This is a genomic window from Sphingomonas sp. (assembly GCF_035490575.1).
Lineage (GTDB): Bacteria > Pseudomonadota > Alphaproteobacteria > Sphingomonadales > Sphingomonadaceae > Sphingomonas.
Genome location: NZ_DATJLI010000022.1, coordinates 1 through 17,271, shown reverse-complemented (window position 1 = coordinate 17,271; position 17,271 = coordinate 1). Strand labels below are relative to the sequence as shown.

Below are 17,271 nucleotides of genomic sequence, written 5' to 3'. Positions count from 1 at the left end.
CCCCCGCCGCGACGATGCGGCGGGGGTCTTTCCTTTTTGTCCGGCGATCAGAAGCGCGCGGTGATCTGTCCGCCATAAAAGCGCGGTTCGGCGGGGATATAGGTCGGAATGCCGAACCCACCACCGGTATTGCCCGCGTCGAGCAGGTAATCCTCGTCAAAGGCATTGCGGATAAAGCCCGCCAGCTCGAAGCGTTCATCGGCAAAGCTGACGCCCGCGCGTGCATTGACCAGCGTGACCGGTCCCTGTGAAATGGCGGGATTGTTCGGCACTTCAAAGAAGATGCGGCTGCGATGCGTCACGGTCGGCGTCGCGAAGAAACGTATACCACCACCCAGCGGCGCGTCGATCGTCAGGCCGCCTGCCGCCTGCCATTCGGGCTGAAGGCGGAAGCGGTTGCCCGCAAACCGGCCATTTTCCGCGCTGTCGTCAATGCCGCCGTCGATATAGCCGACATTGCCGAACAGGCTGAGCCATGTCGTCGGGCGCACGGTCAGTTCGGCCTCGAAACCCAGATTGCTGGCGGTGCCGGCGCTCTGCGTGCGGGCAACGCCATCGTCGCCGACGACGCTGACCTGGAAATTGTCATATTGCTGATAATAGACGCCGATCGAACCGGACGCGATGCCGACGCTGCCCTTCAGACCGCCTTCGTAATTCCAGACGGTTTCCTCCGGCACCAGTTGCAGACGCGGGCTGGGAAGCGCGTTCACCTGCTGCGCGTCGAGTTGGACGACCGGCGAGCGGCGACCCTTCGACACGGTGGCGAAGACGTTGATGTCGTCCGACAGCCGGAACAGCGCGTTGAAACGCGGCAGCACCGCGGCATAGCTTTGCTGCCGCCAGAAGGTCTGACCCGCAGTGTCGATCTGGCCGGGGATCAGCGACGTGCCGATGGACGGCAGCGCTTCGGCAAAGTCGGGCACCGCAGCCGCGATCTGCGACAGCAGCACCGGGCGCGGCACATCAGCGCGATAACCCGATTTACGCTGTTCGATCAGCACCCGCGCACCCGCGGTCAGTTCCAGCTGCGGCGCGGGAATCCACGTCACATCGGCGAACATCGAATAGGTGTCGTTCTCGCCGACATTCTCGAATTCGCTGCGATACGGCACCGCCGCGATGTTGCCAAGGCCAAGGGCCTGGGTCAGCAGCGGCGTGAGTTGCTGGGCGGTGGGGATGCCGGCGGCGTTCACGCATGGCAGGTCGATCTGCTGGCCCAGTTGCTCACCCAGCGCCGCCCCCAGCGCGCCGCCGGTGATGCACTGGCCGAACGTCCCCTCCTCGCTTGAGAAGGGCACGCGCTGAAAGCCGTCCTCGACAAACACGTTCCAGCCGAACTGGGCGCGCCAGTTCGGGTCGGCATAGCTAAAGCGGCCTTCATGGCTCGCCTGCCAACCCTTGGAGAACTCGGCGAACTCAAGATACCAGGCGGCCGAACCGTCGGCGTCGAAGATTTCAAGGCTGTCGAAATCGCGATAGCCGTTGACGGTGGTGAAGTTCCACCCGTCGGCAAAGTCCCACGAAGCGGTCAGGTTGACGTCATAGACGTCGCGATCCAGGCCAAGTTGCCCGGCGCCCAGCGCCTCCGCCGACACCGGCGAACCGCCCAGATTGACATCGCCAAAGGGGTTGCCCGGCGGCAGTGCCCGCGACACGAACGGCGTGCCGCCATTGCGCTGGCGGTCATAGGTGCCGATCAGGTCGATCGTCAGGTCTTCGGTCGGCGTGAAACGCAGCGAGGCGCGGACCCCCAACTGGTCCTGTGCATAAAGCTCGTCTTCCTGGCTGGTCGCCAGATTTTCGACATAGCCGTCGCGCGTCTTCCATTCGAACGCGACGCGGCCTGCAATCTTGTCGTTGCCGGCGTTCAGGAAGCCCGACAGCAAAGTCTGGTCGAAATTGCCGTATCCGCCGGTCAGCGATCCCGAAAACCCCTCCCGCGGGCGCGCCGAGGTCAGGCTGATTGCGCCGACGGCGCTGGCGGTGCCGAACAGGGTCGCCTGTGGCCCCTTAATGACCTCCACCCGTTCTAGGTCATAGATCGCCTGATACGACCCGCGCGAACGCGAAATATCGACGCCGTTATAATAAAGCGTGACGCGCGGACCCTGCTGCGCCGAACCCGAATCGGACGTGATACCGCGGATGACGATGCCGGGGTTATTGGCGCTTTGTTCCTGGATGTTCAGACCGGGAATGAAGTTCGACAATTCGTCCAGATCGCCCACGCCCAGTTCGCTGATCCGTGCGCCGGTGACGGCCGAAATGGTGATCGGCACATCCACCGCCCGCTGCTCGATCTTCTGCGCGGTGACGAGGATGTCGTTCGAATCGGTCGCACCCTGATCGGGCGTCGCGGCCGGATCCTGCACCGACGACTGGGCCAGCGCAGGCGTGGCGACCGTGGAAAGCAGCAATGCTGCCGCGGAAAGACGCAACATGTTCGTGAACCCCCTTATGGTATCGGGGGCGCGTTGCGCGCGATGCGTGAACGCTGCGCTGCAAAATGATGACGGCAGCGTTACGACGCATCGTTATTCACAGCTTTGCGCTCAAGCGCGAACGTCGGCCACGCTTTCACTGTTGTGGCGTAGCGCCTTGAGCACAGTATCGACGATGTGCGGCGCGTTCAGCCCCGCTTCGTCATATTGCACCTCGGGCTTGTTCTGGTCCTGGAACAGGTCGGGCAGGCGCATCGTGCGAAGTTTCAGCCCTGCATCGATCAGCCCCTGATCGCTGGCGAGCGTCAGCACATGCGCGCCGAACCCGCCGATCGCATTCTCCTCGATCGTCACCGCGACTTCATGCGTGGCCAGCAGGCGGCGGATCAGCGCCTCGTCCAGCGGCTTGGCGAAACGCAGGTCGGCGACGGTGGTCGACAGCCCCTTGGCTTCCAGCGTGTCGGCGGCCTTCAGCGCTTCGCCAAGGCGGGTGCCCAGCGACAGGATGGCGACCGTCTTGCCCTCCCGCACGACGCGGCCCTTGCCGATCTCCAGCTTTTGCGGAACGTCGGGAAGGGCGACGCCGGTGCCGTTGCCGCGCGGATAGCGCACCGCGATCGGGCCGCTGTCATGTTCGGCGGCGGTATAGGTCATGTGGACCAGCTCCGCCTCGTCCGCCGCGGCCATCACCACGAAATTGGGCAGGCTGGCGAGATAGGTCACGTCGAAGCTGCCCGCATGGGTCGCGCCATCGGCCCCGACCAGTCCCGCGCGGTCGATAGCGAAGCGGACCGGCAGATTCTGGATCGCCACGTCGTGCACCACCTGGTCATAGGCGCGCTGGAGGAAGGTGGAATAGATCGCACAGAACGGGCGCATCCCCTGTGCCGCGAGACCCGCGGCAAAGGTGACACCGTGCTGTTCGGCAATCCCGACGTCGAACGCCCGGTCGGGATGCGCCTGTGCGAACTTGTCGACGCCGGTGCCCGACGGCATGGCGGCGGTGATGGCGCAGATGCGGCTGTCGGTTTCCGCCAGCCTGGCCAGCGTTTCACCGAACACATTCTGATAGGATGGCGGTCCCGGCGGCGCCTTTGCCTGCGCGCCGGTAATGACATCGAACTTCTGCACGCCGTGATATTTGTCGGCAGCGTTTTCGGCGGGTGCGTAACCCTTGCCCTTTTTGGTCACGACGTGGACCAGGATCGGTCCCTCCTCCGCATCGCGGACATTCTCAAGAACGGGGATCAGATGGTCGAGGTTATGGCCGTCGATCGGGCCGACATAATAAAAGCCCAATTCCTCGAACAGCGTCCCGCCCATGGTCATGCCACGCGCGAACTCGTCGGTCTTGCGGGCGGCGGTGTGCATCGGGCGCGGCAGGCGGCGGGCGAATTTCTTGAGCGTCTCGCGCAGACCCAGGAACTCGCGGCTCGACACGATCCGGCTGAGATAGGCTGACAGCCCGCCCACCGGCGGCGCGATCGACATGTCGTTGTCGTTCAGGATCACGACCAGACGGTTGCCCGCCTGTTCGGCATTGTTCATCGCTTCATATGCCATGCCCGCCGACATCGCGCCGTCGCCGATCACGGCAATGCCCTTGCCCGGCGAACCGGTCAGCTTGTTGGCGACGGCAAAGCCCAACGCCGCCGAGATCGAGGTCGAGCTGTGCGCCGCGCCGAACGGGTCATATTCACTCTCGGCCCGCTTGGTGAAGCCCGACAGCCCGCCGCCCTGGCGCAGCGTGCGAATGCGGTCCCTGCGACCGGTCAGGATCTTGTGCGGATAGCATTGATGGCCGACATCCCAGACCAGCCGGTCATCAGGCGTGTTGAACACATAATGGATGGCAACGGTCAGCTCGACGACGCCAAGTCCCGATCCCAGATGCCCGCCGGTCGTCCCCACTGCGGAGATTGTCTCGACCCGAAGTTCCTCGGCCAACTGCTTCAGCTGGGCCGGCTCCAGTCGGCGGAGTTCATCGGGCGTGCGAACCGTATCGAGCAGCGGCGTATCGGGAAGCTGAACCATCTCACAGCCCTATCGCATCCGAAAACGCGTGTCGATTGGCCGCGATACGGCCTTGCGCCGGTCTCAGGCGGCGCTCGCCGCGCATTCGGGACACAGCCCGCGAACCTCGACGATGGGTCGCTGCGCCACGAAACCGGCTTCCGCCGCGACGGCGCGGACCATCGACGTGACCTTGTCGGCATCGACATGGCGCGCATCGCCGCAGCGGTCGCAGACCAGGAAGATGCAGTCGTGCAGACAATTCGGGTGGGTGTTCGCAACATAGGCATTGGCGCTTTCCACCCGCCGCGCCAGATTGGCCCCGACGAACAGGTCGAGAATGCGATAAACGCTGTTCGCGGCGACGCGGCGGCCGACCGCCTTCGACACCGCCTCGGCAATGTCATAGGCGCTGGCGGGCTTCTCAAACCCCGCCAATGCCTCGAACACGCTGGCGCGCATCGGCGTCCATTGCTCCCCCGCCTGTTCCAGCGCCGCGCGGGCGGCGTCGGTCAGTTCGGGACCGCGATCGTCGTGATGATGGTGGGTTGCCATGGAACGGACTTAAGCAGCCGCGCCCGGCCGGACAAGCCGTGCGATCAGCGCCGCACCGCGCGCTGGTTGAGCCAATGGCCCAGCGCCAGCAGGCTGACCCCCACGATGGTCGCCGCCACTTCGCCCGGCCCATGCGGCAGCAGGATATCGAGCGCCATCAGCACCAGCCCGACCGATCCGACCACCAATGGCAGCCGCCGGCCGTGCCGCCGCAGCCCGCGTCCCAGCGCCACCGCGCCCAGGATCACAGCGACGCCAAGGCCGATTTCGTGGATGCGGTCATCGAGCAGCGGCCCGGCAAAGGAGGCGAACAGCGCCAGCACGATTGCGCTGGCAAGGCAATGCGCCAGGCACAGCGCCGACAGCGCAATGGCCAGCCGGTCGAGCCGGTTACGCGGCGTGCGCGGAGAGGCAGCGGAGCAGATCACGAGCGCCATCTAGGCCCGGACGATCAAGGTTACAACATCACATCACGACTTTTTTGCATATGGCAATTCGTCCCATCGACGCAGCGGGCACGACATCCTAAACCGCCATGCGTGAACAGTCGCGTCATCCATCCGCCATTTCCCCGCAGCGATGCCGCTCGTGGCAAGCCCCGCATCGTGGCCGGCTGGCTCTGGTTCGTCGCCGCGCTGATCGTGCTGATGGTCGCGGTGGGCGGCATCACCCGCCTGACCGAATCGGGCCTGTCGATCACCGAATGGAAGCCGGTGTCGGGCACCCTGCCGCCATTGTCGGATGCCGACTGGCAGGTCGAGTTCGCCAAATATCAGGCGACGCCCGAATATCGGCAGGTCAATGCCGGCATGAGCATGGCGGACTTCAAGTTTATCTATTTCTGGGAATGGTTCCACCGGCTGCTCGGCCGGTTGATCGGCATGGCCTTTGCGCTGCCGCTGCTGTGGTTCTGGTTCAGGGGCCGGATACCGGCGGGATACCATCCTCGCCTCCTGGCCTTGCTGGCGCTTGGCGCGGCGCAGGGGGCGGTGGGTTGGTGGATGGTTGCGTCGGGTCTGGTCGAGCGCACCGATGTCAGCCATTTCCGGCTGGCCGCGCATCTGATGCTGGCGCTGTTCATCCTGGGCGGGTTGGTCTGGACCGCGCGCGACCTCAGCACCCTTTGCCGGAACCGGCGCGCAGGTCCGGCCAGGCTGCGCCCCGTCGCGCTGCTGGCGCTTGCCGTGCTGGCGGTGCAGATCATGTTCGGCGCGTTCACCGCGGGCCTGAACGCCGGGCTGGTGACCAGCGAATGGCCGCTGATGAACGGCCGGTTCCTGCCGCAGGCCGATTGGTCGCGCGGCATCGGCCATGCGATCCTCAATGATCCTTTCGCGATCCATTTCGTCCATCGCTGGTGGGCCTTTTTCACGCTCGCCGCGCTGATCGTGCTGGCGCGGGCAGCCAGGCGCGCGGGCGACCGGCCGGCGGCCATCGCCATTCACAGCGCGGTGGGCATCCAGATCCTGCTGGGCGTCGTCACCGTCGTCAGCGGGGTCGCGTTTCACCCCGCGCTGACGCATCAGGTGGTTGGCGCGTTGCTGGTCATCGCCGCCGCCTGGGGTGCACATTCCGTGGGGAGGCACGCTGCATGAGCGATATCGCGTTGGTCCAGGTCACGTTCGGTTCGGTCGAGGAGGCAGAGGCCATCGCGCGCGCGGTGGTCGAGGAACGGCTGGCCGCCTGTGCCAATGTGATGGCATCGTGCACGTCGGTCTATCGCTGGCGCGACCGGGTCGAGAGCGAGGTCGAGACGCCGGTGCTGTTCAAGACCAGCGTCGCGCGCGCCCTGCCGCTACGCGACCGCATCGCCGAACTGCACAGCTATGACCTGCCCATGATCGAATTGTGGCCCGCCGCCGCCACCGATGCGGCGCTGAAATGGATCGAGGACGCCGTCGGCGACTGAACCGCCGGAAAACCGCCCTCCCCAGCCCCTAGGTATCCTGATACCCGTCAGCAAACCCGCGGCGGAGCTTGACTTGAAGGCATTCCCGCGTCATTGAACACGCCACGCACGCCGCCTTTTACCGGGCGGCGTTCCGTTTTCCCTATCAGAAGGTCGATAGAGCCATGAAGGCCCTCATGAAGACCACCAAGTCGGTCAAGCCGGCCGAGGTGGAAAAGAAGTGGCATATTGTCGATGCCGAAGGCCTGGTGGTCGGTCGTGCGGCGACGATCATCGCCAATGTCCTGCGCGGCAAGCACAAGACCAGCTTTACCCCGCACGTCGATTGCGGCGACAATGTCATCGTCATCAACGCCGACAAGGTGCGCTTCACCGGCAAGAAGCTGGATCAGAAGACCTATTACAAGCACACCGGTTATGCCGGCGGCATCAAGGAAGTGACCGCCGCCAAGGTGCTGGACGGCCGCTTTCCCGAACGCGTGCTGGAAAAGGCGATCGAGCGCATGATCCCTCGTGGCCCGCTGGGCCGCCAGCAGATGCGGAACCTTCGCATCTACAAGGGCGCCGAGCATCCGCACGAAGCGCAGAACCCCGAAGTCCTCGACATCGCGTCGATGAACCGCAAGAACAAGGTGGGCGCATAATGTCCGACAACCGCCAGTCTCTTTCCGACCTGGCCGCGCTGACCCAGGGTCAGCCGCAGGATCAGGCTCCGGCCACCGACACCGCCACTGAAACGGCGGTCGACGGCGATGCGTCGGAAACCACCGCCCCCGTTCAGCCCGCCGCGCCGACGATGCCGCTGCGGGAACAGGAACTCGACGCCTATGGCCGCGCTTATGCGACCGGCCGCCGCAAGGATGCCGTCGCACGCGTCTGGCTGAAGCCGGGTTCGGGCAAGATCACGATCAACGGTCGCGATCAGGAAGTTTATTTCGCGCGTCCGACGCTGCGTCTGGTCATCAACCAGCCGTTCGGCGTGTCCGAGCGCGAAGGTCAGTATGACGTTGTCTGCACGGTCAAGGGCGGCGGCCTGTCGGGTCAGGCAGGCGCCGTCAAGCACGGTATCGCGCAGGCGCTGACCCGTTACGAGCCGGTGCTGCGCGCCCCGGTCAAGGCGGCCGGCTTCCTGACCCGCGACAGCCGTGCGGTTGAGCGTAAGAAATATGGCAAGGCCAAGGCCCGCCGCAGCTTCCAGTTCTCGAAGCGCTGACCGGCGATCCGGGCACGAAATTGGGGCGATCCGGCAACGGGTCGCCCTTTTTTGTACTGGCATCGTCGTTTCCGGCGTTGGCGGACGGAACCATACCGCATCCCGGCGATAGAGAGGCGATGGTCATTCCGCACGCACTCCGGTTGCCGCTCGCGCCCGCGACCTGCCTGTTCCTGCTCGCCTGTGGCGCCCCGCAACCGGCGGCGCCCTCCAATGAAACCACAAAGCAGCCTGAGCCGACGCCCGGCCCCACGGTTCCCGCCGAACCCGTCGGCCTGCGCGCCCTGCTGCCCGGAACGATCGAGGCCGCCGCGCCGGCGGGTGAACTGGCGTGCAGCTTTTCCGCCCGAAACCAGACCCTGCTGCTGGCGCGCGGCGATGTTGATGCAGTTCGCCCGGCCGAAGCGGTGGTGCGAAGCGATGCGGGGCCGGTGCGGCTTGGGCGAGCCGGCGGCTTCGACGCGATGATCGACGGTGGAACATTCCAGGGCGAGGGCATCACGGCTCAGATCGCGCTGACCGGACCTGCCGTTCAGCGTGGCGAATCGCCACCGCGACCCGCGACGCTGACGCTTGATCGGCCTGGCGCACCGCCTTGGCGTATCGCTGGGGAATGGACTTGTGGCCCCTGATCGCCGCGCTCCGTCGCATGGGGCTTGACCTGGCCCTCGCGGCCCGCTTCACCGCCCGCCCATGACAACCCGCCACGCGACCGGCTTTCTGCCGCGCAACGATGTCCGCCTTGGCCCCGATGGCTGGCGCCAGACCCTGCGCGATCGCGCCTTCACGATTGCGTGGGGTGCCATTCAGTGGCCATGGTTGGCGCGCAGCCTGTCGGGCGGGCGTCCCGTCGACAAACGCGTGCTGCTCGATCGCCTGTCGCTACCGCATGACGCGCTGCCCAATCTGGGAAGCTGGAAGGCGGACACGGGTCTGTTGCGCCTGATCGTCGACGAGATCGAGGATCGCCGTCCCCAAATGGTGGTCGAACTGGGCGCGGGCGCGTCAAGCCTGATCGTGGCGCGCGCGCTCCAACTCCATGGTGGCGGGCGGCTGCACAGCCTCGACCAGCATGGCGACTTCATCGCGGGCACCCATGAATGGCTGCGCGAACATGGTCTCGACGCCGACATGCGCGCCGCGCCGCTGATCCCCGCGCCCGATGGCTGGCCGGGCCTGTGGTATGACATTGCGGGACTGCCCGAACAGATCGACCTGCTGGTGATCGACGGGCCGCCATGGACCATCCATCCCTTTGTGCGCGGCGCGGCGGAAGTGCTGTTCGACCGGCTGTCGGTGGGCGGCGCGATCATGCTGGACGACGGCGCTCGCCCCGGCGAGCGGGTGGTGGCATCACGCTGGCGCCGTAACTGGCCCAATTTCAGCTTCGAACTGGCGACCGACGGGACCAAGGGCACGCTGATCGGCCGTCGCCTGCGCTGATCGGTCCGCCTGCGCCGGTCGGTCCAGCCTGCGCTCGTTGCGGGCGCGTCAGACCTTGTGATCGAGCGCATCCATGACGCGGGCGATCGTTTCAAAGGCGCGACCCTCGACCCGGATCTCGTTGAACGAGGGCCGCGTTTCACGGACCCGTTCCGACAAGGTGCCCGCCCCGATCAGTCGCATCACCCGTCCGTCCACCGGATGCTCGACATCGAAGGGGTCGTGGACATGGCCGGTCAGCACCGCATCGGCCCCCGCGCGTGCCAGCCGCGACAGGGCCTGTTCGCCCCCGCGGGTCCGGGCATCGGTGCGCGTGCCCGCTTCGATCAGCGGGTGATGCGCGGTGACGAACACCAGATCGTCATCGGGCGCCGATTCGACCAATCGGACGGTATGCGCCAGCCGTTGCGGCGTGACATAGCCCTTTGACCAGTTGAAGCGCAGTTGCACCCGCGCCGTCGTCCTGAGCGGCGCGATGGTCACGCCATTCAGGTCGAGCGGCCGTTCGATCATCCGCTCCAGCGCCTTGTAACGGCGATAGGGCAGGAACAGGCGGCGCAGCGGATTATAGACGGGCAGGTCGTGATTGCCGACCTCAACCGTCGTCGGGCGGCCCAGTGATTCGAGCCACCGCGCGGCGTCCTCGAACTCGCTCGCGCGCGCGCTTTGCGTCAGGTCGCCGGTCATCAGGATCGCATCAGGTTGCTCATCCCGCACAATCCGTGCGAACCAGGCCAGCGCTTCCTTGTCCTCGGCCCCGAAATGCAGATCGCTGACGTGAAACAGCCGGATCATGCCGCAGCCTCCAGTCGCGTGGCGATGAAGCGCTGTTCGCTCATCCCGCCGGTGATGCGCGTGCCCCGCTCCAGCCGCTGCGGCTCACCGTCGAACAGCGCCAGCACGGGGCGACGACTTTCGATCACCAGATGGCGCGACAGCGCGTTCGTGACCGACGCCGCCGACACCCACTCGCCCGACACCCAATTCCAGCCAAGTTCCGCGATTGCCCGCCAGTCGCGCGCATCGACCCCGGCCACGTCCAGCCCGCGCGGATCGGGCTTGACCAGCACGGCCTGATATCGCCGTCGCAACCGCACCGATCCCGACACACGCACGCCCTTGCCAAAGGTGCGGCCCCATGCGTGGCGAAAGGCGCGCAGCAGCGACAGGAAGCGACGTTTCCGCACGGCCTCCCGCGCGCGAAACCATTGCGCGGCCGGCCCGATAATCAGCCCGACAAACGCGCGGTGCGGCCCGGCTTCGATATATGGCATGGCGATGGTTTCATGATGCTGATGCGCGGCATGGATGATGGCGTGCGGATCGACGCTGTCGTGGAGTTCGCGCGCCAGCAGGTTCATCGTGCCGCCCGGCAGGATCAGAAAACGGCCGTCCCAGTCGGACAGCGCGCAAAGCGCCGCGTTGATGGTCCCGTCGCCCGCGAACAACACCAGCGTGTCTGCCCCCGCCGCCGCCAGCGCCGCCGCATCGGGCAATGGCTCGTCGGGAAAACCGGTTCGGCCGACCAGTTTCAGCCCGCGTTCCTCGAACACGGCCTCGATCGCGTCGCACTTCTCCTGCGTCGCCGATCCCGAGGCGGGATTGGTTACGAACCACAGATTCCGCATCACTTCCCCCATCAAGTCGGAACGACAACGAACCGATTTGATTAAGGATGCAGCCAAGTGCGCGCAGCCTCGTTATGGGGGCGCCAGACACAGTGAGCAAAGGGGACTGCGCCGATCATGGCACCGCCACCAGCCGCCGGGGGATTGATGGACGGCGACATTCGAACGCCCAGCCTGCCCGAAAGCTATCGCAGCGTCGCCGTGCCCGCGGCGGGCAAGGGCAATTTCTGGCGCAAGATGGGTGCCTTCGCCGGGCCGGGCTATCTGGTCGCGGTCGGCTATATGGACCCCGGCAACTGGGCCACCGACCTCGCAGGGGGATCGGCATTCGGCTACACGCTGTTGTCGGTCATCCTGCTGTCCAACCTGATGGCGATGGTGCTGCAATCGCTGTCGGCCAAGCTGGGCATCGTCGCCGGACGCGATCTGGCACAGGCCTGTGCCGAGCAATATGGGCCGGTTGCGCGCTGGACATTGTGGGCGCTTTGCGAACTGGCGATCATTGCGTGCGATCTGGCGGAGGTGATCGGCACGGCGATCGCGCTGCAATTGCTGTTCGGCATCCCGCTGGTCGCGGGCATCGCGATAACCGCGGTCGATGTGATGCTGATCCTGGCGCTGCAACGTTTCGGCTTTCGCAAGCTGGAAGCGTTCATCGTGGCGCTGCTCATCATCATCGCCGCCTGTTTCATGGTCGAGCTGGCGCTGGCGCAGCCGAATTTCGCAGCGGTCGCGAGCGGGCTGGTCCCCTCGCCCCAGATCGTCACCAATCCCGCGATGCTGTATATCGCCATCGGCATCCTAGGCGCGACCGTGATGCCGCATAATCTGTATCTGCACAGCTCGATCGTCCAGACGCGCTCGTTCGTTCAGGATGAAGCGGGCAAACGTGACGCGCTGAAACTGGCGACGATCGATTCGACCGTCGCACTGGGTCTGGCCTTTTTCATCAACGCATCGATCCTGATCCTGGCGGCGGCAACCTTCCACACCGCCGGGCGCACCGACATTGCCGAGATTCAGGACGCGTATCAGTTGCTGACGCCGATGCTGGGGGCCGGGCTGGCCAGCACCTTGTTCGCCGTCGCGCTGCTGGCGTCGGGACAGAACTCGACCGTGACGGGCACGCTTGCCGGCCAGATCGTGATGGAGGGGTTCCTGCACCTGCGGATGCCGATCTGGCTGCGGCGCATCGTCACCCGGCTGATCGCGATCGTCCCCGCTGCGACCGTGGCGGCACTATATGGCGAAAGCGGCACCGCGCGGTTGCTGGTGCTGAGCCAGGTGGTGCTCAGCCTGCAACTGCCCTTTGCCGTGTGGCCGCTGGTTCAGTTCACCAGCGACCGCAAGCTGATGGGCGGGTTCGTCAACGGGCCGATGCTGAAGGTCATTGCCTGGGGCATCTGCTTTGCGGTCATCGCCCTCAACCTGACGCTGCTGTTCCAGACCTTTGCCGGTTAATCGCGTGCGAACACGAACGGACTGACCCCGGCTTCGCGGGTCGTTGACGATGCGGGTGCGCGCCGCGGGTGGGGCGCTGCGCTGCGGGCAATCAGGACGTGTGCACGCGGCACAGCCAAGGCCGATGGGTGTCGCCGCACCCATTAGTTCGATGCCGCGTGCCGCCGCCAGCGTCGCCAGCCGCTCGGCCATGGCGAACGCGCGCGCGATCAAGTCGAGCCTTTCCGATAATTGTAAATGGCGCGCGTGCAGGTCCAGTCGCCAGCGCCGATCGGGCATGACACTGACGGGCAGGATGCGAACCGACAATTGATGCCGGGTGCGAAGCCGGTCGGCGATCGCCTGTCCCATGTCGCCGCTGCCCATCCGCAGTTCGTCGGCCGGGGCCTCTGCCGCGATATCCAGGTCGGCGAAGTGGTTGCGCCAATGTTCGATCGCGCGGCGCACTTCATGCGCGACGCGCTGATTGGCGTCATCTGCGCCGCCCACTGCCCCTCGCCGCGCATCGAATGCGCGGGCGAACGCCTCCGCCCCGCCCGAGGCGCCCGCCAGCCATTCCTCAAGCTCGGCTCGGTCGATGTGGAGATCGGCGAATATCGGATCGGCCAACCGCCGTCTCATCGCCGCTGCGCCGCCGCCCGGTCCGCCCACCGCCAGTGCGCGGGTGTCGAAATCGAACCGCTCGGCCGGTCGCACCAGCAGGGTGGCCGACACCGGACGCTGGCTACGCTCGACAAGGTTGAGATAGCTGGGTGATGTCGAGCGCCTCGGCCACCGGGGCCTGTGTCAGCCCGCTTGCCGGCGCACGCGGCTGACCGCATGTCCGGCGATCAGCTTGCGCTCGGCCATGTCCGGCCCCCTCCCCGACCAAGCTGACGCGTCGTGCCGGGCCGGTCAATTCTTTACCGGATGACCGGCGGAACAGCGGCCGCGCCGCCGGCGTTCAGGCGCCGCAACCAACAGGGAAACGCCAATGCCGATCGCCGAACTGGCCGGATGGATCGCGCCCGCCGCGACGATGATCGCGGCGATGATGACCGCCGCCAATCTGGGCGCGCGCGTGACCGGCTGGGGCTTTGTCGTGTTCTCGGTCGGTTCGGTCGCCTGGTCGATCGTCGGCGTCACATCGGGCCAGACCAATTTGTTGCTCACCAATGGTTTTCTGACCGTGGTGAACGCCGTCGGCATCTGGCGCTGGCTGGGACGACAGGCGCGATATGACAAGGCCGGTGCACGCGCGCAGGACCATAGCGCGCGGGAAAACGGTCAGGACAAATTCGCCATGGGTCACGTCGTCGGGGCAAAGGTTGTCAATGGCGAGGGTGAGACGATCGGTCAGGTGGTCGACGCGATGCTCGGCTGTCGCGACCATTCGATCGAATATCTGGTCATCAGTTGCGGGGGCGTGGGCGGCGTCGGCGAAACGCTGCACGCGGTCGAACCCGATCGGGTTGCGTTCAGGAAGGACGCAGTGCGATTCGATGCTGGCCGCGAGGCGCTGTGCAGCTTGCCCGAATTAAAGGCTGATGACTGGCCTGGCCACCTGCCCCGCGCCGCCTGAACCGTTCAGCGCGCACCGCCCTTGGCGCCATATCCCCCGGCATAGACCGCATCGAACGCGTCGAACCCCGTGGCGTCGGCTGTCACCTGTATCCGGGGCGCAGCGGCGCGGTTCCCGACGCGTGCGGCATCGTCATGGCGCGCGACGGATCCGGCATCAGCGACGATGACCGGCGGCAATGCGGGGGGCGGCGCCTTTGGCGCGGGAAGCGGCGACTGCCTCATCCCCAGCGAGCGCACGACGCGCACTGCGCCGCCCATCTCGGTCAGGTCATAGAGCCGCTTGGCGAAGGCGCTCGGCAAGCGGATGCAGCCATGCGACGCCGGATAGCCCGGCAAGTGGCCCGCATGGATCGCAATCCCGTCCCAGGTCAGGCGCTGCATGTAGGGCATCGGCGCATTCGAATAGAGGTTCGAGCGGTGAAACACCTTTTTCTGAAGGATGTTGAACTCGCCGGTCGGGGTCGACTTGCCGCGCTTGCCCGTCGAAACCGTCGATATGCCCAGCAATTTCCCGCCGCGATAGACATAGGCGAGTTGATCCTCCAGCCCGATCACGATAGCGACCGGACCGGCGGCGGGCGCGTCGTCGCGCCAGACATACTCACCCGCACGCATCGATGCGGCGCGCGCTTCAACCGGCGATTGCCCCGCAAACGCGGCGGGAGCGGCCATCATCAGCATCGCCGACCCGGCGACAGACACGACTCGCCGCAAGAGCCGTGCCGTTATCGGCGAACTGTGCCCACCGCCGGACAAGCCGCGTGAGGCACGGGCGCCAAGGCCCCGCATCTCAAGGCTTTCCATGCTATAGCCGCGCCATGCTTCGATCATTGACCGAGCCTAGCGCATCGTGAACGACTTGTTAACCACAAGCGCATCCCGGCGGGGGATGCTTCGTGCCGGCGGCATCACGGCGGCGGCAATCTTCATCCCTGGCTGTATGCGCGAGGCGGCGGCGCCGGTCAGCGTCGCACAGAAAGCACCGCCGCCAGTCGCGCCCGGCCCTGCTCCGGTCCCCGCTCAACCCGCACCGCCGCCCCGCATCGCCGGGGTTTCGCAATCGCTGGTCGAGCGCGCGGTTGCCGCGCGCGATAAATATGGCGACCGGCTTCGGCAGCGCGACAAGGTGGCGATCGTCGATTTCAGCCATCCGTCCTATCGCTCGCGACTGGCGCTGGTCGACCTTGCCAATGGGCGCGTCGACAAGCTGCTGGTGGCGCACGGCATCGGTTCCGACCCCGGTCACACCGCCTTTCTCCAGCGTTTCTCGAACGAGAACGGGTCGGAGGCGACTTGCGAAGGGGCGTTCATCGCGACCGATTATTATATCGGCCAGCACGACCGTTCACAGCGGCTGGTCGGGCTGGACCCCACCAATTCCAACGCGATGGCGCGCGCCATCGTCATTCACGGCGCCTGGTATGCCAACAAGGACATGCTGAGCGCCCATGGCAAGCTGGGCCGCAGCCAGGGATGCTTTGCGGTCGGAGAGGCAGAATTGCAGCGCGTGTTCGACCATCTGGGCGAAGGCGCGCTGGTCTATGCGGCCAAGGGTTGATCGCGCCGGAATAACCTGTCGCTATGGCGAAGCGCCTGCCTGCCGCTTAAACCTGCGGGCATGAGCGAAACCGAAACCCTGTCCCCCGCCCTGCCCGACGATATCGAAACGTCGGCGCGACGCGTGCTGGAACGCGCGTGCCGAACCGACCGCAGCCTGGCCACGGCCGAAAGTTGCACCGGTGGCCTGCTCGCCTCGCTGCTGACCGATGTGGAGGGATGCTCCTCGGCGTTCGAACGCGGCTTCGTCACCTATAGCTATGATGCCAAATGCGAATTGCTGGGACTGGCGCGCGAGACGGTCGAGCGGTGCCACGCCGTCAGCCGCGAAGTCGCCATCGCCATGGCACAAGGCGCGCTGAGTGCCAGCCACGCCGATATCGCCGTCGCCGTCACCGGCTTTGCCGGGCGCGCCGCGCCGGAGGACGAGCCGGGCCTTGTGCATTTCGGCTGCGCGACGCGTGGCGGCGAAACGATGCACCGCGAAGAACATTTCGGTGATATCGGTCGCGGCGCGACGCGCATCGCCGCGATCCGCGTCGCGCTGACATTGTTCGAGGAGGCGCTTTCTTGACGCATCGTTTCTGGTCGCATCACGCGCACGGCTTTGTCCGCGTCGCCGCCGCGACGCCGCCCGGCGTGGTCGGCGATCCCGCCAGCGCGGCCGACCACGCGATCGAGTTGGCCCGCCATGCCGATGCACAGGCCGTCGACCTGGTGGTGTTCCCCGAACTGAATCTGAGCGGCTATGCGATCGACGACCTGCATTTGCAGGATGCGCTGCTGTCGGGCGTGGAAACGGCGCTGGCACGGGTGATCGAGGCCAGCGCGGCGCTGCGCCCCGTCCTGCTGCTGGGGGCGCCGCTGCGCCGCAATGGCCGCATCTATAACTGCGCCGTCGCCGTCGCGCGCGGCCGCGTGTTGGGCGTGGTGCCCAAGAGCTTCCTGCCCAATTACCGCGAATATTACGAGAAGCGCTGGTTCGCGCCGGGCGTCGGCCTGAGCGGGCTGGACATTGCCGTGGCGGGACAGGTGGCGCCGTTCGGCACCGACCTGATCTTTGCCGCGTCCGACCTGCCCGACTTCGTTTTCCACGCCGAGATCTGTGAGGATTACTGGGCGCCGCTGCCGCCATCGACGGCAGGCGCGCTGGCCGGGGCGCTGATCTGCTGCAACCTGTCGGCGTCGAACATCGTCATCGGCAAGGCGCGCGAGCGTGAACTGCTGTCGGCGGCGCAATCGGCGCGAGGCCTCTGCGCCTATGTCTATTCGGCCAGTGGTCCGGGGGAGAGCACCACCGACCTGGCGTGGGACGGGCAAGGCATGATCCACGAACTGGGCGATCTGCTCGCCATTTCCGAGCGGTTCGACTTGGCCGCCGAGCTGGTGGTCGCCGATGTCGATGTCGGACGCTTGCGGCTGGAGCGCGCACGAACCGGCACCTTCAACGATTGCGCGGCAGCGAACGGGCACCCGGAAACGCGC

At 66.2% G+C, this 17,271-nt stretch carries 19 protein-coding genes and 1 pseudogene; 12 read left to right on the top strand and 8 right to left on the bottom strand.

Annotated features, from left to right (window positions below; all coding sequences use genetic code 11):
- Window positions 1-47: 47 nt before the first annotated feature.
- From VL973_RS01590 to VL973_RS01575, 4 genes are all read right to left on the bottom strand, one after another.
- The gene (locus VL973_RS01590; RefSeq protein ID WP_325282284.1) at window positions 48-2,444 is read right to left on the bottom strand and encodes a TonB-dependent receptor; all 2,397 of its coding nucleotides are present in this window, start codon (window positions 2,442-2,444) and stop codon (window positions 48-50) included.
- 111 nt (window positions 2,445-2,555) lie between these two features.
- A complete protein-coding gene (gene dxs / locus VL973_RS01585; RefSeq protein ID WP_325282283.1) occupies window positions 2,556-4,478 on the bottom strand; it encodes a 1-deoxy-D-xylulose-5-phosphate synthase in 1,923 nt (640 codons plus the stop codon).
- Window positions 4,479-4,541: 63 nt separating this feature from the next.
- Entirely contained in the window at window positions 4,542-5,012 is a 471-nt protein-coding gene (locus VL973_RS01580) for a Fur family transcriptional regulator (protein WP_325282282.1), read from the bottom strand.
- A gap of 44 nt (window positions 5,013-5,056) precedes the next feature.
- The gene (locus VL973_RS01575) at window positions 5,057-5,449 is read right to left on the bottom strand and encodes a MerC domain-containing protein (protein WP_325282281.1); all 393 of its coding nucleotides are present in this window, start codon (window positions 5,447-5,449) and stop codon (window positions 5,057-5,059) included.
- A 102-nt stretch (window positions 5,450-5,551) separates the two neighbouring features.
- Here VL973_RS01575 and VL973_RS01570 point away from each other — a divergent pair, with 102 nt between their 5' ends.
- The 6 genes from VL973_RS01570 to VL973_RS01545 all read left to right on the top strand — a co-directional run bounded on the left by VL973_RS01570 (window position 5,552) and on the right by VL973_RS01545 (window position 9,577).
- Complete coding sequence (locus VL973_RS01570; protein ID WP_325282280.1) at window positions 5,552-6,607, top strand: COX15/CtaA family protein; 1,056 nt, start codon at window positions 5,552-5,554, stop codon at window positions 6,605-6,607.
- Entirely contained in the window at window positions 6,604-6,921 is a 318-nt protein-coding gene (gene cutA / locus VL973_RS01565; RefSeq protein WP_325282279.1) for a divalent-cation tolerance protein CutA, read from the top strand. Before VL973_RS01570 ends, cutA begins: the two co-directional genes overlap by 4 nt.
- Window positions 6,922-7,085: 164 nt before the next feature.
- Window positions 7,086-7,565 carry a 50S ribosomal protein L13 gene (gene rplM / locus VL973_RS01560; RefSeq protein ID WP_325282278.1) on the top strand — a complete coding sequence of 160 codons (480 nt, stop codon included), beginning with the start codon at window positions 7,086-7,088 and terminating at the stop codon, window positions 7,563-7,565.
- On the top strand, window positions 7,565-8,134 hold the full coding sequence (gene rpsI / locus VL973_RS01555) for a 30S ribosomal protein S9 (protein WP_325282277.1): 570 nt from the start codon (window positions 7,565-7,567) through the stop codon (window positions 8,132-8,134). Before rplM ends, rpsI begins: the two co-directional genes overlap by 1 nt.
- A 119-nt stretch (window positions 8,135-8,253) precedes the next feature.
- A complete protein-coding gene (locus VL973_RS01550) occupies window positions 8,254-8,766 on the top strand; it encodes a hypothetical protein (protein ID WP_325282276.1) in 513 nt (170 codons plus the stop codon).
- 61 nt (window positions 8,767-8,827) lie between these two features.
- The gene (locus VL973_RS01545; protein ID WP_325282275.1) at window positions 8,828-9,577 is read left to right on the top strand and encodes a class I SAM-dependent methyltransferase; all 750 of its coding nucleotides are present in this window, start codon (window positions 8,828-8,830) and stop codon (window positions 9,575-9,577) included.
- A 48-nt stretch (window positions 9,578-9,625) separates the two neighbouring features.
- Here VL973_RS01545 and VL973_RS01540 read toward each other — a convergent pair whose 3' ends face one another.
- Both VL973_RS01540 and VL973_RS01535 read right to left on the bottom strand, forming a co-directional pair.
- The gene (locus tag VL973_RS01540) at window positions 9,626-10,372 is read right to left on the bottom strand and encodes a metallophosphoesterase family protein (protein WP_325282274.1); all 747 of its coding nucleotides are present in this window, start codon (window positions 10,370-10,372) and stop codon (window positions 9,626-9,628) included.
- The gene (locus VL973_RS01535) at window positions 10,369-11,205 is read right to left on the bottom strand and encodes a diacylglycerol/lipid kinase family protein (RefSeq protein ID WP_325282273.1); all 837 of its coding nucleotides are present in this window, start codon (window positions 11,203-11,205) and stop codon (window positions 10,369-10,371) included. The genes VL973_RS01540 and VL973_RS01535 overlap by 4 nt, the downstream gene beginning before the upstream one ends.
- 117 nt (window positions 11,206-11,322) lie before the next feature.
- Here VL973_RS01535 and VL973_RS01530 point away from each other — a divergent pair, with 117 nt between their 5' ends.
- Window positions 11,323-12,666, top strand: a complete 1,344-nt coding sequence (locus VL973_RS01530; protein ID WP_325282272.1) for an Nramp family divalent metal transporter — start codon at window positions 11,323-11,325, stop codon at window positions 12,664-12,666.
- Between the two features lie 48 nt (window positions 12,667-12,714).
- Here VL973_RS01530 and VL973_RS01525 read toward each other — a convergent pair.
- Window positions 12,715-12,858, bottom strand: a pseudogene (locus VL973_RS01525) (short-chain fatty acyl-CoA regulator family protein); the annotation flags it as partial.
- A 45-nt stretch (window positions 12,859-12,903) separates the two neighbouring features.
- Here VL973_RS01525 and VL973_RS01520 point away from each other — a divergent pair.
- Together VL973_RS01520 and VL973_RS01515 are read left to right on the top strand one after the other, a co-directional pair.
- Window positions 12,904-13,422, top strand: coding sequence for a hypothetical protein (locus VL973_RS01520; RefSeq protein WP_325282285.1), 519 nt, complete (start codon window positions 12,904-12,906; stop codon window positions 13,420-13,422).
- A 217-nt stretch (window positions 13,423-13,639) separates the two neighbouring features.
- Window positions 13,640-14,227: a PRC-barrel domain-containing protein gene (locus VL973_RS01515; protein ID WP_325282271.1), complete on the top strand. Its 588-nt coding sequence runs from the start codon at window positions 13,640-13,642 to the stop codon at window positions 14,225-14,227.
- A 5-nt stretch (window positions 14,228-14,232) separates the two neighbouring features.
- Here VL973_RS01515 and VL973_RS01510 read toward each other — a convergent pair whose 3' ends face one another.
- Entirely contained in the window at window positions 14,233-14,931 is a 699-nt protein-coding gene (locus VL973_RS01510) for a L,D-transpeptidase family protein (RefSeq protein WP_325282270.1), read from the bottom strand.
- 187 nt (window positions 14,932-15,118) lie between these two features.
- Here VL973_RS01510 and VL973_RS01505 point away from each other — a divergent pair, with 187 nt between their 5' ends.
- The 3 genes from VL973_RS01505 to VL973_RS01495 form a co-directional block, all read left to right on the top strand.
- Complete coding sequence (locus tag VL973_RS01505; RefSeq protein WP_325282269.1) at window positions 15,119-15,787, top strand: murein L,D-transpeptidase catalytic domain family protein; 669 nt, start codon at window positions 15,119-15,121, stop codon at window positions 15,785-15,787.
- Window positions 15,788-15,847: 60 nt separating this feature from the next.
- On the top strand, window positions 15,848-16,360 hold the full coding sequence (locus VL973_RS01500; protein ID WP_325282268.1) for a CinA family protein: 513 nt from the start codon (window positions 15,848-15,850) through the stop codon (window positions 16,358-16,360).
- Window positions 16,357-17,271 (top strand): nitrilase-related carbon-nitrogen hydrolase (locus VL973_RS01495; protein WP_325282267.1); only part of this gene is annotated, 915 nt, incomplete at its 3' end. The genes VL973_RS01500 and VL973_RS01495, both read left to right, overlap by 4 nt.